Source organism: Pseudomonas sp. S2_A10 (assembly GCF_054668465.1).
In genome coordinates this window covers 807,256-829,748 of sequence record NZ_CP162773.1, presented here as the reverse complement: position 1 = coordinate 829,748, position 22,493 = coordinate 807,256, and the positions used below count along the sequence as shown (strand labels likewise).

Genomic DNA, 22,493 nt, shown 5'->3' with positions numbered 1-22,493 from the left:
GCCTCAGTCTGTGGTCGCCAGTGCCGTTGCGGGCGTTGGGGCTGGTGGGTGTGAGTGCCGGTGAAACAGCCGCTCGAGCCATAAGTATATGACCGGCGTGGTGAACAGCGTCAGCATCTGGCTGACCAGCAAACCACCGACCACGGCAATGCCCAACGGCTGGCGCAGTTCGGCGCCGGTGCCGTAACCGAGCATCAGCGGCAATGCGCCGAGCAGGGCGGCGAGGGTGGTCATGATGATTGGCCGGAACCGGGTGATGCACGCTTCGAAAATCGCCTCCTGCGGCGCCAGGCCGCGCTGGCGCTGCGCCTCGAGCGCAAAGTCGATCATCAGGATGCCGTTCTTTTTGACGATGCCGATCAGCAGCACCAGACCGATCAACGCCATGATCGAAAAGTCCTGGCCGCAGATCCACAGCATGATCACCGCGCCGAGGCCTGCTGCCGGCAGGGTCGAAATGATCGTCAGCGGATGCACGAAGCTTTCATAAAGCACGCCGAGAATGATGTACACCGCCACCAGCGCCGCCAGAATCAGCCATGGCTGGCTGGCCAGCGAACTCTGGAACGCCTGCGCCGCGCCCTGGAAATTGCCGCTGATCGCGATGGGCATGCCGATCTCGGCCTTGGCTTGATTGAGCTGAATCACCGCATCGCCCAATGCCACGCCGGGGGCGAGGTTGAATGACATATTGGCGGCGGGGAACATACCGTCATGGGCAATCGACAGCGGGCCGATGGTCGGCGCGTCGAATCGGGCCAGAGCCGAGAGCGGCACCATTTCCCCACTGAGTGGTGAGCGCAGGTAAAAATAGTTGAGGCTTTCGGCCTTGCCGCGTTGTTTGGTATCCAGTTCCAGAATCACGTTGTACTGATTGACCTGAGTCTGGAATTCATTGATCTGCCGTTGGCCGAACGCATCGTACAGCGCCTCGTCGACATCGCTTGCCGTCAAGCCGAAACGCGCCGCTGCGCTGCGATCGATGCTGATGTGGGTGATGCTGCCGCCCAGTTGCAGATCGTTGGAAATGTCGCGAAACGCCGGGTTGCTGCGCAGTTTCTCGGTCAGGCGCTGGGTCCAGGTGGCGAGGGTCGCGCCGTCATTGCTCTTCAGTACGTATTGATACTGGGCACGGCTCGGGCCGGAGCTGAGGTTGATGTCCTGCCCGGCGCGCAAATACAGAACGATGCCGGGGACTTTCATCAGTTGCGGGCGGATGCGATCGATGAACTGGCTGGCGCTGACATCGCGATCACCACGTTTTTTCAGGGCGATCCAGAAGCGCCCGTTGGCGATGGTTTGGTTGCTGCCGGAAACCCCGACCGAGTGCGAGAACGCCTGCACCGCCGGATCGGCTGCAACGATTTCGGCCATCGCCAAGTGTTTTTTCACCATGTCGCCGTAGGAGATATCCGCAGCGGCTTCGGTGGTGCCGAGGACAAATCCGGTGTCCTGCACCGGAAAGAAACCCTTGGGAATAAAGATGTAACCGGCAACAGCCAGCGCCAAAGATAAGCCGAACACACCAATCATCAATTTCTGATGATCGAGGGCGCGGCGCAGGCCTTTTTCGTACCAGCCGAGCAAGCGCTCGCTGAAACCCGGTTTGGCGCTGGCGTGATGCACCGGTTTGCGCATGTACAGTGCAGCAAGGGTTGGCGCCAGCGTCAGCGACACCACCACCGAAATCATGATGGTCGATGTCGCAGTCAAGGCGAATTCCTTGAACAATCTTCCGACCACACCGCCCATGAACAACAGCGGAATAAACGCCGCCACCAGCGAGAAACTGATCGAAACGACGGTGAAGCCAATCTCGCCGGCTCCCTTGATCGCCGCCTCGCGCATATCGTCACCGGCCTCGAGATGGCGATGAATGTTTTCCACCACCACGATCGCATCGTCCACAACGAAGCCGACCGCGACGACGATCGCCACCAACGTCAGGTTGTTCAGGCTGAAGCCGAGGACGTACATCAGGGCGAAACTGGCGATCAGCGAGACACCGAGCACCGCCGAGACAATCAGCGTCGCCGACAACTGGCGCAGGAACAGCGCCATGACCGCGACCACCAACAGGATCGCGATCAGCAAAGTGATTTCCACTTCATGCAGCGAGGCGCGAATGGTCTGCGTGCGGTCGATCAGGGTTTTCACCTGCACCGAGGCCGGCAGCATCGCTTCGAGGCCGGGCAGGGCGGCTTGAATGCGGTCGACGGTTTCAACGATGTTGGCGCCGGGCTGGCGGAAAATCACCAGATTCACGCCGGGTCGATCTCCGGCCCAGGCCTGCACGTAGGCATCTTCCGCACCGTTGACGACTTTGGCGACATCGCGCAGGTGAACCGGGGCGCCATCCTTGTAGGAAACGATGAGCTGGCTGTAGTCCTCAGGGTGGAACAACTGGTCGTTGGTCGACAACGTGGAAATGCTCGACTCGCCGTACAGCGCACCTTTGGCCAGGTTGAGGCTGGTCTGCTGAATCGCCAGCCGAATGTCGGCCAGGGTCAGGCCAATCGCCGCGAGTTTGTCCGCCGAGGCTTGCACTCGGATCGCGGGGCGTTGCTGACCGGTGATGTTGATCTGGCCGACGCCGTCGATCTGGCTGATCTGACGCGAGAGCAGGGTTTCCACCAGGTCGCTGAGTTCGGTGCCGGGCATTTGCGTCGAGCTGACGCTGAGGATCAGCACCGGGCTGTCGGCCGGGTTGACCTTCTTCCACGTTGGCAGCGTCGGCATGTCTTTGGGCAACTTGCCGGCGGCGGTATTGATCGCCGCCTGCACTTCCTGGGCGGCGGTGTCGATGCTTTTGTCGAGAGTGAACTGCAAGGTCAGCAGGGTTGAGCCCAGCGCGCTGCTCGAGGTCATCTGGGTCATGCCGGGGATGGCGCTGAATTGCACCTCCAGCGGCGTCGCCACCGAGGAAGCCATGGTGTCGGGGCTGGCGCCGGGCAACTGTGCCGACACTTGAATTGTAGGAAACTCCGCTTCCGGCAGTGGCGCAATCGGCAAACGCGGGAAGGCAATTACGCCGACCAGTACCAGAGCGAACGTCAGCAAAATCGTCGCTACCGGGTGATCGATGCACCAGGTCGAGATGCCCTTGTGCGAGTTCATGGCTTGGGCTCCGCCTGTACCACTTGCGGCGGCTCACTCATGACTTGCACGCTCGCCCCGGGCTTGAGCCGCGACTGGCCGTCGGTCACCAGTACGTCACCGGCGTTGACGCCTTTGATGATGTCCTGACCGCTGCCCTGATAAACCATTTGCACCGGCACCGCCTCTACCTTGTCGTCCTTCACGCGGTAAACGAAGTGTTGTTCGAGGCCTCGCTGTACGACGGTGGGCGGAACCACCAGCGCGTCTTTATCCACAGCGGTCTGAATTTTTACCGTCACCAGCAAACCCGGCCAGAGCTTCTGGCTGGCATTGGCGAATTCTGCCTTGGCGCGGATGGTGCCGGTGTTGGCGTTGATCTGATTGTCGATCAGGGTCAGCTGACCTTCGCCGAGCAGATTGCCGGTTTCGCCATCAGTATCGGCTCCGATGTACGCCTTGACCGGGGCGCGTTGCGGGTCGCTGATCAGGCTCTGCAGGGTCGGCAGCATCTGCTGCGGCAGGGAGAACTCGACGGCGATCGGGTCGATCTGCGTGACGGTGAACAGGCCCTGGGTGTCGGTCATGCGCAGGAAGTTGCCTTCATCGACCGTACGAATACCGACGCGCCCGGTGACCGGCGAGCGAATCTGCGTGTAGGACAGCTGCACCTGCGCCGCATCGATCGAGGCCTGATTGCCTTGTGCCGTGGCTTTGAGCTGGTTGACCAGCGCTTGCTGCTGGTCGAAGGTCTGCTTCGACACGCCGTCGTCGACGCTGAGCAGTTTGTAGCGCTTGAGATTGACCAGCGCTACCTGCAACTGCGCCTGGCTCTCGCCCAACTGCGCCCGGGCCTGGTCGAGGCTGGCGCGGATCGAGCGGTCGTCAATGGTGGCGAGCAGGTCGCCTGCTTTGACCCGTTGGCCTTCCTTGACCAGAATTTTCGTCAGAATGCCGTCGATCTGCGGACGCACCACCACGCTGTGCAGCGAAAGCACCGAGCCGATGCCGCTGGTGTAACGCGGCACGTCTTTGGCGCTGACCGTCACCACCCGCACAGGAATGGCGGTCGGGCTGGCCAGTTTGGCCGGCGCCGGTTTCAGCGCGAACCACAGGCCGGCGGCTGCCAGCAGAATCAGGAGAGTGGCCAGCAGGATTTTGTTTTTCTGGATGGACATGCGCGGCGCCGAAGTCTGGAGTTTGGGCAGATTGACCAGTTATAAACCGCTCAGGCGGTCGGCAGGGTGACGGCTGGCTGTCAGGATTGTCAGTTTCGTTTGTATAGATGGGGAGTAGCAGTGTGCGGCGATGGTCTTGTGTTGGATTCGCCCCTCACCCCAGCCCTCTCCCCAAGGAGAGGGAGCCGATTTGTGGGCTTTTCGAACCTGAGTTCGACTCGGTATCCCATGTCGGCGAACCTCGAGTAAACACCTCGGTCTGTCCCCTCCCCAGGGCGAGGGTTAGGGGGAGGGGAAAACCGTTCAGCGCACGGTGCAAATCTTCAGATGCCGAGCCAGAGCGCACAGGTATACTGCGCGCCTTTGCGGCTCACTGATCGGGCCGACTTTTTGTTCCCGGAGCTTTTATGACTTCCCCGACCCAACCGCCGGTTGACGACGCTGTGAGCGACGTCCCGGCTGAAGTGGCTGATGCCAGCGAAACCAAGGCCGAGATCCCGGCGTTCAAGTTCCCGTTCAAGCCGGGCGAGCTGGCTTCGGCGAAAGGCTCGAATCAGCCGTGGTACAAGAATGGCGCGAAGAATGGCCACACCAAAACCCCGGGCATGGCGCCGCCGGGGACGCGTCGGTCGATGGGCAAGCGCTGACATCGGAAAGTGATGGTGCTTGTGCTTGCCTCTTCGCGAGCAGGCTCGCTCCCACAGGTTTTGTGTTTGGCGCAGATCCAATGTGGGAGCGAGCCTGCTCGCGAATGCGACAGCCGCTACAGCACAAATGTCAGATCAAGCCGCGCGCAATGAAATAAACCCATAAGTCTGCGCCGGTTCAGTCACCACCAGCCCACCCGCAGCCAGCACCTGTCCGGCCACGTCATCGCCGGACAAATGAAACAGCCATTCACTGGTTTGCGCCGCTAGCGGTTGCGCGCTCACTTGGTCGATCACTGCCGCAAAGGCATCCATGTTCGGCAAGTACGCGGTGAACCCGTCGCCCTTGAGCGCCGTGGTGCGAATTCCCAGGGTTGCGCAGATCGCATCCTTGAGTCTGATGTCGTCCCGATCCGCCTGACGTGAACGCTGAATCAACTCAACCAGTTCCCGATCAACCAACTCGCCCCCCACAATCAGCTCCGGTCCCTGTTCCCAGGACTCCGGTGGGCAATCCTTGGCAGCAGGATTGAGCGGGATGTGCGGATTGATTTCCGCCGGGTAAATCCGGCACACCAGCGGGCGACGCTCGTAGATCCGGCAGCGCTTTTCGTCGTCAAGATTCCGGCAGGGGCCGACGTTGTAGGCGGCAAAGGTGATCGCCACGTGAGCATCAGTAGTGCCACTGCGGACCACCGCCGAACGGCGCTCGGCATGTTCGCGCTGTTGCGCTGGCAGCCCCAGGCCATTGCCGAGAAAAGCCTCGGCCAGCACGATCACCTGACCGCCATCCGCCGCCCACATGCGGGCTTCGGCGAGCGTCAGCGGGACATGGTGATCGGTGCAGCATTTGCCGCAACCTACGCAGGAAAACGTCGTATTCATTGAGCGATCTGTCTTCAATCAGGGTGTGAAACGGTGGCGGAAAACCACCGCACAGGGCCGGGTCGAAGCAAGTTGTGCGCCATTCACTGAGGTTTGGCGGTCGGGCGAATCGAATCCCACTCGGTGACGTACGCGGTTTTCGACTGTTTGTTGTACAGGCACAGCTCGCTGCCTTGCTGGCCTTTCATGTGTTTTTGCGGGTATTGGCCTTGCAGCAGAACGGCGGTGTAACCGACGCGGTCGTCGAATTGCGCCGGTGTGCCGACCGGTTTGACGTTTTTCAGACCGCTGGCCTTGGTGCAGCTGGCGAGGACGGTCTTGTCATAGGCAGCCCAGGCGTCGGGGCTGGAGGCATGGGCCTGGGAGGCGAGGGCGATGAGGCTGAGCAGCGCCAGGGTGATGGCTTTCATGGTTGGGGCATCCTTGGTTATGGCCAAGGTTGGAGTCTGTCGGATAGCGGAAGTTGCCAGTGCTGCCCTTCGCGAGCAGGCTCGCTCCCACAGTTTGAAATGCAATCCACCTGTGGGAGCGAGCCTGCTCGCGAAAGCGGTAGATCAGTCGGGCACAGGCTCGCGCCGAACCACAACCATCCCGGCATTTTCATACAACCGCCGCGCCCGCAGGTTGTCCTCCAGAACCCGCAAATCGACAAACCCCTCGCGCCGCTGTTGAAAGACGCTGAAGGCATGCAGCAACAACGCGCGTCCAAGCCCCCGGCCCTGCATTCGCGGGTGCACCACCAGATTCTTGATATATGTGCTGGTCCAGCACTGCGCCACGCCCACCACGCCCTCGGCATCGCAGGCAATGAAACACAACGCAGGGTCGTATTCAGGGTCGCTGGCAAAGCGCCGCTGCCAATCGTCCAGTGACGGCACTCGACCGCCACCTTCCAGCTGTCCGAGCTGCATCAACTGATGCACTGCCGGCGCCAGTTCCTCGCGGTAGACGGACAGCTCAATCCCGTCCGGCCACTGAGCATCCGGCAGAGGTCCACTCAAGTCGCGGCGCAGCAGAAAGCAAAACGTTTCGGCCAAGACTCAGTGCCCGTTGGCCGCGACGTGCTTGGCGGCTTCGATCAGGCGTTGGGTCAGCTCCGGCGAGGAGAACTTGGTCAGCACCGCGTTGGCACCGGCCAGGCGAGCTTTTTCACTGTTCATCGCGCTGTCGAGCGAGGTATGCAGCAAGACGTACAAGTGAGCGAAATCCGGGGTTTCGCGCAGGGTACGGGTGAAGGCGTAGCCGTCCATTTCCGACATTTCGATGTCGGAGACGATCAGATTGATCTGCTGCGCGGTGCCTTGCAGGTCGAGCAGGCAGTCGATGGCTTCCTTGGCACTGCGCGCGGTGTGGCATTGCAGGCCGAGGTTGCGCAGGGTGTGCACCGATTGCTGCAGCGCCACCTGGCTGTCGTCGACCACCAGAATGCGCGCGTTGCCGAGCACTTCGGCGTCTTCCATGGTCAGGTCGGTCGGCGCCATTTCGATCTGCGCCGGGGCGATGCTGTGGATGACTTTTTCGATATCCAGCACCTGCACCAGCGTGCCGTCCACCGAGGTCACGCCGGTGATGTAGGCACGCGAGCCGCCGGAGCCGAAAGGTGGTGGCTTGATGTCGGTGGTCAGGCAATGGACGATCTTGCTCACCGCCTGCACATGCAGACCCTGCTTGGAACGGCTGACATCGGTGACGATCAGGCAGCCACCGTTGGGATCCTCCAGCGGCCGTTCGCCGATCGCGCGGCTGAGGTCGATCACCGACAAAGAGGCACCGCGCAGGGAGGCGATGCCTTTGACGTGCGGGTGCGACTCCGGCAGCTTGGTCAGCGGCGGGCAGGGGATGATTTCACTGACTTTCAGCAGGTTGATCGCCATCAGCTTGCCGCTGCGCAAGGTAAACAGCAGAAGCGAAAGTGAATCTGCGCGGGCTTTGGTGGAGGACATAAGAACCTTCTGTGGGGCGAGAGTGGAAATCGCCAGAAACCTTTGATGCCGTGTTATCGGCGTTAAAGGGGTGGGCTTTAGGTTAGTTGTCGGCTAGTCGGCTTGAGTTGATCGCTGTTCTCTCTATCACTGCCCCTCACCCCCAGCCCTCTCCCAGAGGTAGAGGGGGCCGACGCAGGTGTCTGGCGTTTTACACCGACCTGAACGACCGAGTCGATTATGGATTCGGAAGAAATCTTTCACGTCAGTGGAATTCTTCAATATCCCCCGATCAGTCCCCTCTCCCAGAGGTAGAGGGGGCCGACGGAGGTGTCTGGCGTTTTACACCGACCTGAACGACCGAGTCGATTATGGATTCGGAAGAAATCTTTCACGTCAGTGGAGTTCTTCAGTATCCCCCAATCAGTCCCCTCTCCCAGAGGTAGAGGGGGCCGACGGAGGTGTCTGGCGTTTTACACCGACCTGAACGACCGAGTCGATTATGGATTCGGAAGAAATCTTTCACGTCAGTGGAATTCTTCAATATCCCCCCATCAGTCCCCTCTCCCTCTGGGAGAGGGCTAGGGTGAGGGTGTGCTTTTAGCTCTTCATGCCTAGTCGTTTGGCCATGCGCCCCAGATTCGCCCGATCCACCCCCAACTCCCGCGCCGCACTTGCCCAGTTATCCTGATGACGCTCCAGCGCTGCACCGATCAACCGCCGCTGAAACTCATCGGTGGCACTGCGCAAATCCCCGGTGATCATCGGCATCACACTGGCCAAGTCAGCATTGGCAGGCGCAACCACGTTATCCACAACCTCTCGGGGCAAATCCAGATCCGCCGCGCTCAGACTCAAAATCTTCGGCCGCACTTTGCAGTTACCCAGCGCCTTCAGCGCACTGCGCCCGATCAAATGCTCCAGCTCCCGGACATTCCCCGGCCAGGTGTAGGCGAGCAGCGCTTCCTGAGCATCACTGTTCAAGCGCAGGCTATTGAGGCCCATGCGCGAGCGGTTCTGTTCCAGAAAGAAGCCACTGAGTAGCAACACATCACGCCCACGATCGCGCAGCGCCGGCACTCGCAGCGGATACACGCTCAAACGGTGATAGAAGTCGGCGCGGTAGCGACCGCTGCGCACTTCCTCGGCCAGATCGCGATTGGTCGCTGCAATCAGACGCACATCGACCTGATGCTCCTTGTCCGAACCCAGGCGCTGCAACTGACCGCTCTGCAGCACGCGCAGCAACTTGGCCTGGACCGTCAGCGACAACTCGCCGACTTCATCGAGAAACAGCGTGCCGCCATTGGCCAGTTCGAACTTGCCACGACGGTCGCTGGTGGCGCCGGTGAAGGCGCCGCGCACGTGGCCGAACAGTTCGCTTTCGACCAGCGTGTCGGGCAGGGCGGCGCAATTGAGGCTGATGATCGGTTTGTCGGCGCGCGCGGAGGCGGCGTGGATCGCTTGGGCCACGAGCTCTTTGCCGACGCCGGTTTCGCCGGTGATCAGAACAGTCAGATCACTGCCGCCGACCAGATTGATTTCTTCCACCAAACGTTTATGCGCCTTGCTCTGGCCGATCATTTCGCGGTGCTGCTGGCCGCTGGCCTGACGGTAGACCTCGGCGCGCTGATGCTCGTCTTCGGCGCGGGTGGCCAGACGTTCGATGCGTTCGGCCGCATTGACCGTGGCCGAGGCGAGGCTGGCAAAGGCTTGCAGGGCGTCGAGTTCGATCGGCTCGAAACGCTCCGGGTCCAGCGCGTCGAGGGTGATCAGGCCCCAGAGTTTTTCATCGACGAATAAAGGACAGCCGAGGCAGTCGTGAACTTCAAGATGATCGTCTAGGCCATCGACCAATCCGTCATAAGGATCGGGCAAGTCGCTGTCGGCGGCAAAACGCGTCGGCCCGGCGCCGGCCAGCAGAATTTCGAAGCGCGGATGCTCGCTGACCTTGAAGCGCCGGCCGAGGGTGTCGGTACTCAAGCCATCCACCGCCAGCGGCACCAATGATTCGCCATCCAGACGCAACAACGCGGCTGCATCGCAAGGCAGCAAAGCGCGCATGGCTTCGAGCAGGCGCCGGTAGCGCTCGCCCTCGGGCAGTTCGCGGGAGAGGTCGGCGACCAGAGGCAGCAGGGCGGTAAGCAGGGATTTAGCGGTCATGGTTATGTAGTCAAAGAGACAAGGTGTAGTCGAGATGACTATACGTTCATTTGTGTCGAAATGACTATGAAGGTTTCAAGCTATTGAATTTAAAAGATTAATTAGTTGGCATGAAAGCTGATATCCCTAAGGCAATCTTTCCAGAAAGCCCAGGAGTCACCTTATGCTTAGCGTCCAGGATCGTGCCATCGTCAAATCCACCGTGCCTCTGCTGGAAAGCGGCGGCGAGGCGTTGATCACGCATTTCTACCGCATGATGCTCTCCGAATACCCGCAGGTGCGCCCGCTGTTCAACCAGGCGCATCAGGCCAGTGGCGATCAGCCGCGTGCCTTGGCCAACGGCGTGCTGATGTACGCGCGGCACATCGATCAGCTCGACCAGTTGGGCGATCTGGTGGCGAAGATCATCAACAAACACGTCGCCCTGCAGATTCTGCCGGAGCATTACCCGATCGTCGGCAGCTGCCTGCTGCGCGCCATTTCCGAAGTGCTCGGCGAAGAGATCGCCACACCTGAGGTGATGAGTGCCTGGGGCGCTGCGTACGGGCAACTGGCCGACATCCTGATCGGCGCGGAAGCCGCGATCTATGACCAGAAGGAACAAGCTGTCGGCGGCTGGCGCGGTGCGCGGGAATTCATCGTTGCGGCTAAAGTGCAAGAGAGCGCCGAAATTACCTCGTTCTACTTCGAACCGGCAGACAAAGGGCCGATTCTTGCGGCCGAACCGGGTCAGTACATCGGCATGAAGCTGATGCTCGACGGCGAAGAAATCCGTCGCAACTATTCGCTGTCGGCACTGGCCAATAACGGTCAGTACCGCATCAGCGTCAAGCGTGAACCGAATGGTCGCGCGTCCAACTATCTGCATGATCAACTGCACGTCGGCTCGAGCATCCAACTGTTCCCGCCGTCGGGCGAATTCACCCTGGCGGCCAGCGACAAGCCGCTGGTGCTGATCAGCGGCGGCGTCGGCATCACTCCGACTCTGGCGATGCTGGAAGCAGCGTTGGCAACCGAGCGTCCGGTGCACTTTATCCACTGCGCGCGCAACGGCAGCGTCCACGCGTTCCGCGACTGGGTCGATGGGCTGGCGGCGCGTCATCCGCAACTCAAACGCTTCTATTGCTATGCCGAAGAAGATGGCATCAGTCCGGCGGCGGATAAGGTTGGGATGCTCAATCAGGAGCTGCTCGGCGAGTGGCTGCCGGCGCAGCGTGATGTCGATGCTTACTTCCTGGGGCCGAAAGGGTTCATGGGCGCGATCAAACGGCACCTGAAAGCGTTGGGCGTGCCGGAGAAGCAGAGCCGTTACGAGTTCTTCGGGCCGGCTGCTGCTCTGGAGTGATCCGAGACCGAGTTGTCTCGTTCGCGAGCAGGCTCCCACAGGAATTGCGTGCGACGCAGATCCATTGTGGGAGCGAGCCTGCTCGCGAATCTTCTGCGCGCCGCAAAGCCATGTTGGTTAATCATTCCTTAACCGCTCTATCGTTTATTGCCCCGGTGTAGACTTGCGACAATTTCAGCCGCCGGCCGGCTGGACCATGGACTTACAAAGGAAAGGCAATGAGCGAGGAAACGATGCGGTTGGGGCGTGAGCGGCGCTATCTGGTGTTGCTGGGGATCATCTGCCTGGCGTTGATCGGCGGCGCACTATACATGCAGGTCGTGCTCGGCGAAGCACCTTGCCCACTGTGCATTCTGCAGCGCTATGCACTGTTGCTGATTGCAGTGTTCGCCTTCATCGGTGCGGGCATGCGTAGCCGTCGCAGCATCACCGTGTTCGAGACACTGGTAGTGATCTGTGCGATTGCCGGGGCCGGAGTGGCCGGGCATCACGTCTATACGCAGTTCTATCCGGCGGTGAGTTGTGGCGTCGATGTGCTGCAACCGATTGTCGATGATCTGCCGTTGGCGAAAATTTTCCCGCTGGGCTTCCAGGTCGACGGTTTCTGCTCGACGCCGTATCCGCCGATCCTCGGCCTGTCGCTGGCACAGTGGGCGCTGGTGGCGTTCGTGCTGGTGGTGATTCTGGTGCCGTTGCTGACCTCGCGTAATCGAAAAGCGCTGCGCTGAGTCAACTTCTCGGCAGAGCTGCCGATAAACAAAACGCCCCGATTTTCGTTGATGAAAATCGGGGCGTTTTGCATTTCAGAGCGTTTGTGAAAACACCGTGACGAACGGCAATGAAGCGTGCGGCAAATGTGCGACATGTTGTCACACAGGGGCTGTCGCAGGGACTCGGGATGCGGCGGATTGGCCGCCTGTTACATAAAAACATTGGCCAGTTTTAGTGTTTTCGGGCTTGAGCACGGACGTACCAGAGCAGGCAGTTTTAACAGGCGCCGGCAGATGGACGAAGCCCTTGGAACATCGGGCTTTGCGCCGCTCCAGCGTTTGTAGATCGGGTGCAGAGCTGTCTGATTTGAGGCGGTTACGCTGGCAGATTTTGCCGCTTTTATTGAGAAACGCTTTCGATAACTTGCGCAACTTTTGCAAAAATGGCGATGGATTGTTGCTCTGAGTGATAAAAATTATTTCGGGATAAGACATGGTGTATAGGGCGCTACCTATCTACAATCGCCCGCACTGAATTCCCGACGCTGTTCAGCCTTTATCAAGGAACTGATCAGGAGGTCGGGTGTCGAGCGAGCCGCGAGGCTTTCGAGACACCCTGGTGTCGGTGCCTTTCCAATTTTCCGCACCAAATGGAATTGGTCTGTAACAAGGCCTTTGACCACGAATTCGAATAAGAACTGAACGCTGTCCCAAGGTTTTGTCGAGCGTGAGACGCGCGACGGGCGGCCCTTATTCAATCCAAAGAAAATGCCAACCCTTGGCAGGGTGAAGTGTTGGCGATCAAAACCCAACTGCATTGCGCAAGCTGCTTTAGAGGTCGTGAGATGAGTAAAAACAGGTACCCCAGATTACTAGGCCTAGTGCCGCTGCTCGGCACGTTGCTGCTGGGAGGCTGCAACATGACCTTGCTCAATCCAACGGGCCAGGTCGGCCTGGAACAGCGCAACCTGATCATCACCGCCACGCTGCTGATGCTGTTGGTCGTCGTGCCGGTCATCGTCATGACCTTCCTGTTTGCCTGGAAGTACCGCGCTTCGAACAAGAACGCCGTCTACACGCCGAAGTGGTCGCACTCGACCAAGATCGAAGTGGCCGTCTGGACCATCCCGGTGCTGATCATCATCGCCCTGGGCTACATCACTTACATCTCGACTCACGAGCTGGACCCGTATCGTCCGATCGAGTCTGACGTCAAGCCGGTGACCATCGAAGTCGTCGCGCTGGACTGGAAGTGGCTGTTCATCTACCCGGAACAAGGCATTGCCACGGTCAACAAGATCGTGTTCCCGGCGCACACGCCAATCAACTTCAAGATCACCTCCGACGCCGTGATGAACTCGTTCTTCATCCCGGGCCTGGGCGGCCAGATCTACGCGATGGCGGGCATGCAGACCAAGCTGCACCTGATCGCTGACCGCAACGCTGAAATGGACGGTATCTCCGCCAACTACAGCGGTGCCGGTTTCACCGGTATGAAATTCAAGGCTATCTCCACCACTCAGGAAGATTTCGACGCCTGGGTAAGTGAAGTCAAGAAGTCGCCTAAACAGCTTGATCAGGCTGAATACGCGGCCCTGGCCAAACCGAGCCAGAACAACCCAGTCGAACTCTACTCGTCGGTCACGCCGAACCAGTTCCAGATCATCGTCGACAAGTACGAAGGTATGAAGCCGGGCAAGCCGCTGAAGCACGAGAAGAAAGAGAAAGAAGTGGCGGCCACGGATATTGACGCGGGTTCGCATTCAGCTGCCGGGGCAGAGGAGTAAACGATGTTTGGTAAATTAAGTTGGGAAGCAGTCCCATTCCACGAGCCGATCGTGATGGTGACCATCGCCATGATCGCCCTCGGTGGTCTGGCGCTGTTCGCTGCGATCACTTACTTCAAGAAGTGGACGTACCTGTGGACCGAGTGGCTGACTTCGGTCGACCACAAGAAAATCGGCGTGATGTACATCATCGTCGCCATGGTCATGCTGCTGCGCGGCTTTGCCGACGCGATCATGATGCGTACCCAGCTGGCCATGGCCACCGAGGGTTCGCCTGGCTACCTGCCACCTGAACACTATGACCAGATCTTCACCGCTCACGGTGTGATCATGATCATCTTCATGGCGATGCCATTCTTCACCGGCCTGATGAACCTTGCAGTGCCGCTGCAGATCGGCGCGCGTGACGTTGCGTTCCCGTTCCTGAACTCCCTGAGCTTCTGGCTGCTGGTGTCCGGCGTTGTGCTGATCAACCTGTCCCTGGGCGTCGGCGAGTTCGCCAAGACCGGTTGGGTTGCGTATCCGCCGCTGTCGGGTCTGCAATACAGTCCTGGCGTGGGTATGGATTACTACATCTGGGCGCTACAGCTATCCGGATTGGGTACGACGTTAACCGGGGTCAACTTCCTCGCGACCGTACTGAAAATGCGTACCCCTGGCATGAAACTGATGGACATGCCGATCTTCACCTGGACCTGCACCTGGGCAAACGTTCTGATCGTGGCTTCGTTCCCGATCCTGACCGCTACCCTGGCACTGCTGACCCTTGACCGTTACATGGATTTCCACATTTTCACCAATGAACTTGGTGGCAATCCAATGATGTACGTCAACCTGTTCTGGGCCTGGGGCCACCCTGAGGTTTACATCCTGATCCTGCCGGCATTCGGCATCTTCTCGGAAGTGATCTCGGCGTTCACCGGCAAGAAACTGTTCGGCCACCACTCGATGATCTACGCCTCGGGCGCGATCTCGGTACTGGGCTTCATGGTCTGGCTGCACCACTTCTTCACCATGGGTTCGGGTGCGAGCGTCAACGCCTTCTTCGGTCTGGCGACGATGCTGATTTCCATCCCGACGGGTGTGAAGCTGTTCAACTGGCTGTTCACCATCTACCAGGGTCGTCTGCGCTTCACCAGCCAGGTAATGTGGACACTGGGCTTCATGGTGACCTTCGCCATCGGCGGCATGACCGGCGTACTGCTGGCCATCCCGGGTGCTGACTTCGTGCTGCACAACAGCCTGTTCGTGATCGCGCACTTCCACAACGTGATCATCGGCGGTGCGGTATTCGGTTACATCGCTGGCTTCGCGTTCTACTTCCCGAAAGCGTTCGGCTTCAAGCTGCACGAAGGCTGGGGTAAAGCAGCGTTCTGGTTCTGGATCTCGGGCTTCTTCGTCGCGTTCATGCCGCTCTATGCACTGGGCTTCATGGGCATGACCCGTCGTCTGAACGCCACCACCAACCCTGAGTGGGTACCGTACCTGTACGTTGCCATGTTCGGTGCGGTGATGATTGCTGTGGGTATCGCCTGCCAACTGATCCAGCTGTACGTCAGTGTGCGCGACCGCAACAAGCCAGAGAACGTTTGCGATCACGGTGACCCGTGGAATGCACACACCCTGGAATGGTCGACCTCGTCGCCACCACCGTTCTACAACTTCGCTGTGCTGCCTAAGGCTGACTGCATCGACCCGTTCACCGAAGCCAAGGAAAACGGTACTGCGTACCAGCGTCCGGCCAAGTACGAGCCGATCCACATGCCGAACAACACCGCCACTGGCGTGGTGATGGGCGCGCTGTTGACCGTCTTCGGTTTCGCGATGATCTGGCACATCTGGTGGCTGGCGATCGCGAGCCTGGTGGGCACCGTCGTGTACTTCGTGATCCACGCTGCACGTGACGACCAGGGCTATATGGTTCCGGTTGAAACGATCGAGCGTATCGAAGCCGAGCAGCACAAGCGTCTGGTCGCGGCAGGGAAAATCCCGGCCAATGCCACCCGTGTTGAAACCTCGTTGGAACAGGCTTAAACCATGTCGAACTTAGTGACCAATGTTGGACACGCCCATGGTGACCATGGGCACGATGACCATCACCACGACTCGGGCGAGATGACCGTATACGGTTTCTGGCTCTACCTGATGACCGACTGCATTCTGTTTGCGTCGATCTTCGCGGTGTACGCAGTACTGGTAAACAACGTTGCCGGTGGCCCGTCGGGCCACGACATCTTCGAACTGCCTTACGTGCTGGGCGAAACCGCTCTGCTGTTGTTCAGTTCGATCACCTACGGCTTCGCCATGCTGGCGTTGTACAAGGGCAAGAAGCAGGCGGTCCTGGGCTGGTTGTTCATGACCTTCCTGCTCGGCGCGGGCTTCATCGCCATGGAGATCAACGAGTTCCACCTGCTGATCTCCGAGGGCTTCGGTCCTAGCCGTTCGGGCTTCCTGTCGGCGTTCTTCACCCTGGTCGGCACCCACGGTCTGCACGTTTCGGCCGGTCTGATCTGGATGGGCATCATGATGTATCAGGTCAACAAGCATGGCCTGACGTCGACCAACAAGACCCGTCTGAGCTGCCTGAGCCTGTTCTGGCACTTCCTGGACGTGGTCTGGATCTGCGTCTTCACCGTTGTTTACCTGATGGGGACTCTGTAATGGCTAATGCACACTCCCATGACAGCCACGATGCTGGCCACGGCAGCGTCAAGTCGTACGCCATCGGCTTCATCCTGTCGGTAATCCTGACCGTCATTCCGTTCGGTCTGGTGATGTACCCGACCCTGCCGAAGTCGACGACGCTGGCAATCGTTCTACTGTTCGCAGTGATCCAGGTGATCGTTCACCTGTATTACTTCCTGCACCTGGACCGTTCCATTGCACAGCGTAACAACGTGATCGCGTTCGTCTTCACGGCGATTGTGATCGTGCTGCTGGTTGGCCTGTCGCTGTGGATCATGTTCAGCATCCACACGTACATGATGGCGAAGTGAGGTAGACCCGATGTCGCTCAAGCACTTTATCCAAATCACCAAACCGGGGATCATTTTCGGTAACGTGCTTTCTGTGGCAGGCGGGTTCTTCCTGGCCTCGAAAGGGCATGTCGATCTGGCGGTGTTTCTGGCCGCCATGATCGGTACTTCCCTGGTCGTGGCCTCCGGTTGCGTGTTCAACAACTGCATCGACCGCGACATCGACCTGAAGATGGAACGCACCAAGAACCGTGTGCTGGTCCAGGGCCTCATCTCCCTGAAACTGGCCCTGGTTTACGCGACCATTCTGGGTGTTCTCGGCGTTGCCTTGTTGTACAAGGTGGCCAACCCGTTGGCTGCCTTGTTCGCAGTAATCGGCTTCATCATCTACGTCGGCTTCTACAGCCTGTACCTCAAGCGCAAGTCGGTTCACGGCACGCTGGTGGGCAGTCTGTCGGGCGCCATGCCGCCAGTGATCGGTTACGTTGCCGTGACCAACAGCTTCGACATGGCCGCACTTACCCTGCTGGTGATGTTCAGCCTGTGGCAGATGCCGCATTCCTACGCCATCGCGATTTTCCGTTTCAATGATTACCTGGCCGCATCGATTCCGGTGCTGCCAGTGAAACGCGGCATTCAAGTGGCGAAGAAGCACATCCTGCTCTACATCCTGGCGTTCCTCGTGGCGACCTTGATGCTGACCTTCAGCGGCTACGCCGGCATGAGCTACCTAGCCGTCGCCGCCGCCATGGGCATGTACTGGCTGTACATGGCCTGGACCGGCTACAAGGCAGTCGATGACACCGTCTGGGCACGCAAGCTGTTCGTGTTCTCGATCTTCACCATCACTGCGTTGAGCGTCATGATGTCCCTGGACTTCAAGGTGCCGACAGAGCTGTTGCTGACGTACGCGCCGTAAGGTTTGCAAGCTTCAGGAAAAACCCCGCACGTTGAGAGATGTGCGGGGTTTTTTGTTTATTCGAGCAGCGATTTGTTGATAGGCTGTCTATAGTCAAGCTGCTTATAGTTTGGCTATGCGAACAATCTTTTTTGAAACAACGATATTTACCAAAAGCGTTGGCCGCTATCTGACGGACGACGAATATCGAACATTGCAGAACTACCTTCAGAGCAATCCGCTTGCGGGCGATGTAATGCCTCGAACGGGTGGCTTCCGTAAGCTGCGCTGGGCTGATTCTCGCCGTAGCAAGGGAAGACGGGGCGGCTTGCGGGTTCTCTACTATTGGCTTATGAATGATGGTCAGTTCTGGATGTTCGCCATTTACGACAAAGATGAGCTTGAGAAGCTGACTGCCGAGCAAGAGAGGGCACTCAGGACAGCCATTGATAAAGAGTTGAAAAAACGAGGTACCCCATGAAAAAACGCGACCTGTTTGCAGAGTTAATGCAGGGCGTTGATGAGATGGCGGCTCAACGCGAGGGCAAGATCACACTGCGCAATACAGTGCTTGAGGACAAGCCTGTACCTGAAGTGGGCGCACAGGAAATTGTTGCTCTTCGAGAAAAACTGCATATGTCTCAAGCTGTTTTTGCCAGTCGAATCAGGACAAGTCCAAACACCCTTCGAAATTGGGAGCAGGAAAAGTCGAAGCCCAATGCTCAAGCAGCCTTATTGATACGACTGGTTGAAAAATTTCCAGATATGGTTGAGCGCTTGAACACTGTTTGAGCGCCGCTGAAGACCAGCTTGTGGTCCGGGGCATCCGAAAGGTTTAGGGCCTTTTGTTCCATCTACGCTGGTTGCACAACTTAGGCAAACGCCATAGATTTGGATCCAACCCCGACAGTAGTAGCTCCAAGCCATCCCCCGGTGCTCGACTGTCTCAACCCGTGCATTGATCAAAAGGCTGGGCGCAATGACCGAACGGATGACCTGCGATGAGCGTTTTATCGCCTTGGCCGAAGAACTCAACTATGACATCTATGGCGAGAACACCGCCGGTGGCAATTACGCGCCGCTGATCCGTCATCACGACGAGCTCTACATCAGCGGCATGGTGCCGCGGGTCAATGGCAAGATTCTGTATCCCGGTCGCGTGGGGCTGGAATTGAACCTCAAGGATGCGCAAGCCGCGGCGAGCATCAGCGCCATGCGTTGCCTGGCGCTGATTGTCGATGCGGTGGGTTCGCTGGACAAGATTCGTGCGTTGTTGCGTGTCACGGTGTATGTGAAGTCGACTGCTGACTTTGTGGACCTGAGCGAAGTGGCCAACGGCGCTTCGGATGTGTTCAGCCATGTGCTGGGCGATGCCGGACGGCATACGCGCACGACCATCGGCGTGTATCAGTTGCCGAAGAATGCGGCGATTGAAGTGGACATGATTGCGGCGTTGCATCCTTCGGCTTGAGGGGGGGGAGGTGGGGGAGCGGTTTGCCCTCACCCTAACCCTCTCCCGGAGGGAGAGGGGACTGACTGAGAGGCTTTCAAGATATACGCCGACCTGAAATACCGAGCCGAACTCAGGTTTGAAAATCACACAATTCGGCTCCCTCTCCCTCGGGAGAGGGCTGGGGTGAGGGGCGACGATTTTCGCCTCCTCACGAATCACAAGCCGGACAACAAAAAGCCCCGCCTGAATCTCAGTGCGGGGCTTTTTCGTACAGCGGCTGCGCTATTACTGCGCCGCGATGCTGTACCCGTCAAACGCCGTCTGCTGCTGCAGCGCGGTGATGATGTTCTTGCGGTTCACCGCCTGTTCGGTACCGGCGTTATCGACGAAGGTTTCGCTTTCCAGCTCGGCTTCATCGCCTTCACCCACGAAAGTGAAACCGAGGAATTCCAGTGCCTCACGATCTACGTTCAGACGCGAACGCGGGGTGCGCATTGGCAGGGTCACGCTGGCGCCGTCCTTGCTGATGGTGAAGATTTCCACTTCTTTCTTCTTCGCAGCTTTGCTCTTGCCGCCGCTCGGATTGCTGATCGCCTGATGGGTCTGATTCAACACCTTCAGCGCCAGGCCATAAACGATTTCCTGGAATGCCGGATCGTCCTTGAAGCTGGACAGAATGCGTCCGATCGAGAACTTGCTGCTCAGGTCTTCCAGCGCGGCAATGTCGGCTGCCTCGGCGTCTTTCAGGCGCTTGAGTTCGCCCATCAGCTCGTACGCCTTGTCGTCATCAAAACTGTCATGCGCCTGACGGATCGCCGCACGCAATTCGCGGATCTGGTCGCTCTCGCGGGTCGACTGGAACGCGTCGAGGACCATCTCGCTGATGATTTTGGCTTGTGGCAGGTGTTGTGAAAGATTGATGGAGTTTTCGTATTCCGCTTTGGACGACTGGGTGACTACGGATTCAGCGGTGTTGAAATCGGACATTGAAATTTCACTACTTTTTAACTTGAGTTGAGGCGAGAAAGCACGAGGTCTTTTTCAGGCCGACTAATTTAGGGGAGCGGGGCGGCGTTGTCACGGAGCAACGGTCTGGTGGTCGGGATTTTTCCCGGCGTGCGTTATATTCCGAGCATGGCGTCAGTGGGTTTCCCCCACGTACGCATCGCAAACTCGACAAAGCGTCTCAGCTTCGGCAATCGATAGCGATCCTGCGCATACAACAGGTGCATCGGCCTGCTTGGCGGTTGGTAATCCGTCATTACCCTGACCAGTTTGCCGTCGCGCAGATCCTGCTCCACCAGCGCGTCGGGCAGCATCATGATGCCCATGCCGTTGCGCGCTGCCTGGTGCAAACCGGCGGAACTGTTGATCAGCATCGGTCCGCTGACGTCGACGAGGACTTCACCTTCCGGGCCGCTCAGACGCCAGCGTTTTTCCACCGATTGCCAGTCATCCCCAGCCGGGTAGGCGAAGGACAGGCAATCGTGTTGCTGCAAATCCTGGGGCGTGTGCGGCATGCCGCGCCGCGCGATGTAATCAGGGGAGGCGCAGACCGTCAGGGTGTAGTCGATCAGGGGGCGAGCGATCAGGTTGGATTGGTCGAAATTGCCCAGGCGGAAGGCGACATCGAGGCCGTTCTCCAGCAGATCCGGGCGGCTGTTAGTCAGCACCACGTCGAGTTTCACTTGCGGATACAGCAAGGAATATTCGCTGAGCGCCGGGGTCAGTCGTTCGACGCCGAAGGTCAGTGGCGCGGTGATACGCAGCAAACCGCGCGGCTCGTCCGACGCTTGTTCGGCCAGGCGTTCGGAGTCGGCCACCAGGCCGAGCACTTCCAGGCAGCGCTGATAATAGACACTGCCGAATTCGGTCAGGCGCTGGCGGCGCGTGGTGCGTTGCAGCAGTTGCACGCCGAGCCGTTGCTCCAGCGCGCGCAGATGATTGCCCACCATCGTCGTCGACATTTCGCACTTCGCAGCGGCGGCCGTCATGCTCCCGGTTTCCACCACTTTGACGTACACGCCCATCGACTGAAACAAATCCATTATCAAGCTCGGCTTTTAAATGATTGAAGTTTTTCCGGGTTTATCCAGCTCAGGTGGCTAACCATACTGCAAAAACACCGACCTGCAATGGAGTTTCACGTCATGACCGCCGCCCTGATGAACACCTACCAACCACTGGCCCTGAGTTTCACCAAGGGCTTGGGCACGCGCCTGTGGGATCAGGCGGGGCGCGAATATCTGGACGCTGTTGCCGGTGTGGCAGTGACCAATGTCGGCCACTCGCATCCGCGCATTGTCTCGGCGATCAGCGAGCAGGCGGGATTGCTGCTGCACACCTCCAACCTGTACAGCATCGATTGGCAACAACAACTGGCCAAGCGGCTGACTGTGTTGTCGGGGATGGAGCGCGCGTTTTTCAACAACTCCGGCGCCGAAGCGAACGAGACGGCACTGAAACTGGCGCGCCTTTACGGCTGGCGCAAAGGCATCGAGCAGCCGCTGGTGGTGGTCATGGCCAACGCGTTTCATGGCCGCACCCTCGGCACGCTGTCTGCCAGCGATGGCCCGGCGGTGCGCCTGGGCTTCAACGAACTGCCGGGGGATTTCGTCAAAGTGCCGTTCGGCGATCTCCCGGCGCTGGAGCAAATACAGCGCAAACACGGCGCGCGCATCGTGGCGATTCTGGTCGAACCGATCCAGGGCGAAAGCGGCGTACAAGTCGCACCTCCGGGTTATCTCAAGGCCCTGCGCGACCTGTGCAATCGCCACGCGTGGCTGCTGATGCTCGATGAAATCCAGACCGGCATCGGCCGCACCGGGCAGTGGTTCGCCTTTCAACACGAAGGCATCGTGCCCGACGTCATGACCCTCGCCAAAGGCTTGGGCAATGGCGTGCCGATCGGCGCCTGCCTGGCCCGCGGCCGCGCGGCCGACCTGTTCACCCCGGGCAGCCATGGCAGCACTTTCGGTGGCAATCCGCTGGCCTGCCGGGTCGGCTGCACGGTGCTGGACATCATCGAAGAACAAGGCCTGCTGGCGAATGCGCGGGTGCAGGGCGCACGGCTGCTGGAACGCTTGCGCGCCGAATTGGCAGACAACCCGAACGTGCTGGCAATCCGGGGGCAGGGTCTCATGATCGGTATCGAACTGAAACAACCGGTGCGCGACCTGACGCTGATCGCTGCGCGGGATCACGGCTTGTTGATCAACGTGACTCGTGGCAAGACCATCAGATTGCTCCCGCCGCTGACGATTGATGAGCGCGAGGTGGGGATGATTGTCAGAGGGGTTGGGCGGGCTCTGGCCGCACATTGATTGGTCTGCGCAAAATCCTGTGGGAGCGAGCCTGCTCGCGAAAGCGGTCGACTATTCACAGTAGATGTCGACTGAAATTGCGCCTTCGCGAGCAGGCTCGCTCCCACAGGT

Annotated in this window: 21 protein-coding genes; 12 read left to right on the top strand and 9 right to left on the bottom strand. The window is 59.1% G+C overall.

The annotated features are described in order from the left end of the window. Positions 1-3: 3 nt before the first annotated feature. Positions 4-3,117, bottom strand: a complete 3,114-nt coding sequence (locus AB4N41_RS03730) for a multidrug efflux RND transporter permease subunit (protein WP_252876876.1) — start codon at positions 3,115-3,117, stop codon at positions 4-6. Next, positions 3,114-4,274 (bottom strand): efflux RND transporter periplasmic adaptor subunit, encoded by a 1,161-nt coding sequence (locus tag AB4N41_RS03725; protein ID WP_252876875.1) that lies wholly within the window; start codon positions 4,272-4,274, stop codon positions 3,114-3,116. Before AB4N41_RS03725 ends, AB4N41_RS03730 begins: the two co-directional genes overlap by 4 nt. Before the next feature lie 407 nt (positions 4,275-4,681). On the opposite strand from AB4N41_RS03725, the gene AB4N41_RS03720 reads away from it, so the two are divergent. Further along, complete coding sequence (locus AB4N41_RS03720; RefSeq protein ID WP_016773292.1) at positions 4,682-4,921, top strand: hypothetical protein; 240 nt, start codon at positions 4,682-4,684, stop codon at positions 4,919-4,921. 135 nt (positions 4,922-5,056) lie between these two features. On the opposite strand, the gene AB4N41_RS03715 is transcribed toward AB4N41_RS03720, so the two are convergent. From AB4N41_RS03715 to norR, 5 genes are all read right to left on the bottom strand, one after another. Further along, positions 5,057-5,806 carry a YkgJ family cysteine cluster protein gene (locus AB4N41_RS03715; RefSeq protein WP_252876874.1) on the bottom strand — a complete coding sequence of 250 codons (750 nt, stop codon included), beginning with the start codon at positions 5,804-5,806 and terminating at the stop codon, positions 5,057-5,059. An 83-nt stretch (positions 5,807-5,889) separates the two neighbouring features. Beyond that, on the bottom strand, positions 5,890-6,216 hold the full coding sequence (locus AB4N41_RS03710; RefSeq protein ID WP_056790191.1) for a hypothetical protein: 327 nt from the start codon (positions 6,214-6,216) through the stop codon (positions 5,890-5,892). A gap of 144 nt (positions 6,217-6,360) precedes the next feature. Then, the gene (locus tag AB4N41_RS03705) at positions 6,361-6,843 is read right to left on the bottom strand and encodes a GNAT family N-acetyltransferase (protein WP_252876873.1); all 483 of its coding nucleotides are present in this window, start codon (positions 6,841-6,843) and stop codon (positions 6,361-6,363) included. Positions 6,844-6,846: 3 nt separating this feature from the next. Then, on the bottom strand, positions 6,847-7,749 hold the full coding sequence (locus tag AB4N41_RS03700) for a chemotaxis protein CheV (RefSeq protein ID WP_016773296.1): 903 nt from the start codon (positions 7,747-7,749) through the stop codon (positions 6,847-6,849). A 579-nt stretch (positions 7,750-8,328) separates the two neighbouring features. Beyond that, positions 8,329-9,891: a nitric oxide reductase transcriptional regulator NorR gene (norR, locus tag AB4N41_RS03695; protein ID WP_150741853.1), complete on the bottom strand. Its 1,563-nt coding sequence runs from the start codon at positions 9,889-9,891 to the stop codon at positions 8,329-8,331. 163 nt (positions 9,892-10,054) lie between these two features. On the opposite strand from norR, the gene hmpA reads away from it, so the two are divergent. The 10 genes from hmpA (at position 10,055) to AB4N41_RS03645 (ending at position 19,077) form a co-directional block, all read left to right on the top strand. After that, entirely contained in the window at positions 10,055-11,236 is a 1,182-nt protein-coding gene (hmpA, locus tag AB4N41_RS03690) for an NO-inducible flavohemoprotein (RefSeq protein ID WP_252876872.1), read from the top strand. A 218-nt stretch (positions 11,237-11,454) separates the two neighbouring features. Then, positions 11,455-11,964: a disulfide bond formation protein B gene (locus AB4N41_RS03685; RefSeq protein ID WP_041479949.1), complete on the top strand. Its 510-nt coding sequence runs from the start codon at positions 11,455-11,457 to the stop codon at positions 11,962-11,964. A gap of 827 nt (positions 11,965-12,791) precedes the next feature. Then, positions 12,792-13,733: a ubiquinol oxidase subunit II gene (cyoA, locus tag AB4N41_RS03680; RefSeq protein WP_024014231.1), complete on the top strand. Its 942-nt coding sequence runs from the start codon at positions 12,792-12,794 to the stop codon at positions 13,731-13,733. 3 nt (positions 13,734-13,736) lie between these two features. After that, positions 13,737-15,767 (top strand): cytochrome o ubiquinol oxidase subunit I, encoded by a 2,031-nt coding sequence (gene cyoB, locus AB4N41_RS03675; protein WP_041479948.1) that lies wholly within the window; start codon positions 13,737-13,739, stop codon positions 15,765-15,767. Between the two features lie 3 nt (positions 15,768-15,770). Then, the gene (cyoC, locus tag AB4N41_RS03670; RefSeq protein ID WP_016773303.1) at positions 15,771-16,394 is read left to right on the top strand and encodes a cytochrome o ubiquinol oxidase subunit III; all 624 of its coding nucleotides are present in this window, start codon (positions 15,771-15,773) and stop codon (positions 16,392-16,394) included. After that, complete coding sequence (cyoD, locus tag AB4N41_RS03665) at positions 16,394-16,729, top strand: cytochrome o ubiquinol oxidase subunit IV (RefSeq protein ID WP_011335842.1); 336 nt, start codon at positions 16,394-16,396, stop codon at positions 16,727-16,729. The genes cyoC and cyoD overlap by 1 nt, the downstream gene beginning before the upstream one ends. A 10-nt stretch (positions 16,730-16,739) precedes the next feature. Next, positions 16,740-17,627 carry a heme o synthase gene (gene cyoE / locus AB4N41_RS03660; protein WP_016773305.1) on the top strand — a complete coding sequence of 296 codons (888 nt, stop codon included), beginning with the start codon at positions 16,740-16,742 and terminating at the stop codon, positions 17,625-17,627. Positions 17,628-17,742: 115 nt separating this feature from the next. Next, complete coding sequence (locus tag AB4N41_RS03655; protein WP_252876871.1) at positions 17,743-18,087, top strand: toxin; 345 nt, start codon at positions 17,743-17,745, stop codon at positions 18,085-18,087. Beyond that, positions 18,084-18,398, top strand: coding sequence for a helix-turn-helix domain-containing protein (locus AB4N41_RS03650; protein ID WP_041479944.1), 315 nt, complete (start codon positions 18,084-18,086; stop codon positions 18,396-18,398). The genes AB4N41_RS03655 and AB4N41_RS03650 overlap by 4 nt, the downstream gene beginning before the upstream one ends. A 187-nt stretch (positions 18,399-18,585) precedes the next feature. Next, entirely contained in the window at positions 18,586-19,077 is a 492-nt protein-coding gene (locus AB4N41_RS03645) for a RidA family protein (RefSeq protein ID WP_016773306.1), read from the top strand. A 267-nt stretch (positions 19,078-19,344) separates the two neighbouring features. Here AB4N41_RS03645 and AB4N41_RS03640 read toward each other — a convergent pair whose 3' ends face one another. Together AB4N41_RS03640 and AB4N41_RS03635 are read right to left on the bottom strand one after the other, a co-directional pair. Further along, positions 19,345-20,046 carry a hypothetical protein gene (locus AB4N41_RS03640; RefSeq protein WP_016773307.1) on the bottom strand — a complete coding sequence of 234 codons (702 nt, stop codon included), beginning with the start codon at positions 20,044-20,046 and terminating at the stop codon, positions 19,345-19,347. A 134-nt stretch (positions 20,047-20,180) separates the two neighbouring features. Then, the gene (locus AB4N41_RS03635) at positions 20,181-21,107 is read right to left on the bottom strand and encodes a LysR family transcriptional regulator (protein WP_252876870.1); all 927 of its coding nucleotides are present in this window, start codon (positions 21,105-21,107) and stop codon (positions 20,181-20,183) included. A 102-nt stretch (positions 21,108-21,209) separates the two neighbouring features. Between AB4N41_RS03635 and AB4N41_RS03630 the strand changes: the two genes are divergently transcribed. Next, positions 21,210-22,382, top strand: a complete 1,173-nt coding sequence (locus tag AB4N41_RS03630; protein ID WP_252876869.1) for an aspartate aminotransferase family protein — start codon at positions 21,210-21,212, stop codon at positions 22,380-22,382. The last annotated feature ends 111 nt before the right edge of the window (positions 22,383-22,493 follow it).

Coding starts and splice junctions, on each gene's coding strand:
- hmpA (WP_252876872.1), top strand. CDS start 10,055: ATGCTTAGCGTCCAGGATCGTGCCATCGTCAAATCCACCGTGCCTCTG.
- cyoD (WP_011335842.1), top strand. CDS start 16,394: ATGGCTAATGCACACTCCCATGACAGCCACGATGCTGGCCACGGCAGC.
- cyoA (WP_024014231.1), top strand. CDS start 12,792: ATGAGTAAAAACAGGTACCCCAGATTACTAGGCCTAGTGCCGCTGCTC.
- AB4N41_RS03655 (WP_252876871.1), top strand. CDS start 17,743: ATGCGAACAATCTTTTTTGAAACAACGATATTTACCAAAAGCGTTGGC.
- AB4N41_RS03650 (WP_041479944.1), top strand. CDS start 18,084: ATGAAAAAACGCGACCTGTTTGCAGAGTTAATGCAGGGCGTTGATGAG.
- cyoB (WP_041479948.1), top strand. CDS start 13,737: ATGTTTGGTAAATTAAGTTGGGAAGCAGTCCCATTCCACGAGCCGATC.
- AB4N41_RS03725 (WP_252876875.1), bottom strand. CDS start 4,274: ATGTCCATCCAGAAAAACAAAATCCTGCTGGCCACTCTCCTGATTCTG.
- AB4N41_RS03635 (WP_252876870.1), bottom strand. CDS start 21,107: ATGGATTTGTTTCAGTCGATGGGCGTGTACGTCAAAGTGGTGGAAACC.
- AB4N41_RS03640 (WP_016773307.1), bottom strand. CDS start 20,046: ATGTCCGATTTCAACACCGCTGAATCCGTAGTCACCCAGTCGTCCAAA.
- AB4N41_RS03700 (WP_016773296.1), bottom strand. CDS start 7,749: ATGTCCTCCACCAAAGCCCGCGCAGATTCACTTTCGCTTCTGCTGTTT.
- AB4N41_RS03715 (WP_252876874.1), bottom strand. CDS start 5,806: ATGAATACGACGTTTTCCTGCGTAGGTTGCGGCAAATGCTGCACCGAT.
- cyoC (WP_016773303.1), top strand. CDS start 15,771: ATGTCGAACTTAGTGACCAATGTTGGACACGCCCATGGTGACCATGGG.
- AB4N41_RS03720 (WP_016773292.1), top strand. CDS start 4,682: ATGACTTCCCCGACCCAACCGCCGGTTGACGACGCTGTGAGCGACGTC.
- AB4N41_RS03730 (WP_252876876.1), bottom strand. CDS start 3,117: ATGAACTCGCACAAGGGCATCTCGACCTGGTGCATCGATCACCCGGTA.
- AB4N41_RS03685 (WP_041479949.1), top strand. CDS start 11,455: ATGAGCGAGGAAACGATGCGGTTGGGGCGTGAGCGGCGCTATCTGGTG.
- AB4N41_RS03710 (WP_056790191.1), bottom strand. CDS start 6,216: ATGAAAGCCATCACCCTGGCGCTGCTCAGCCTCATCGCCCTCGCCTCC.
- AB4N41_RS03645 (WP_016773306.1), top strand. CDS start 18,586: ATGACCGAACGGATGACCTGCGATGAGCGTTTTATCGCCTTGGCCGAA.
- AB4N41_RS03630 (WP_252876869.1), top strand. CDS start 21,210: ATGACCGCCGCCCTGATGAACACCTACCAACCACTGGCCCTGAGTTTC.
- cyoE (WP_016773305.1), top strand. CDS start 16,740: ATGTCGCTCAAGCACTTTATCCAAATCACCAAACCGGGGATCATTTTC.
- norR (WP_150741853.1), bottom strand. CDS start 9,891: ATGACCGCTAAATCCCTGCTTACCGCCCTGCTGCCTCTGGTCGCCGAC.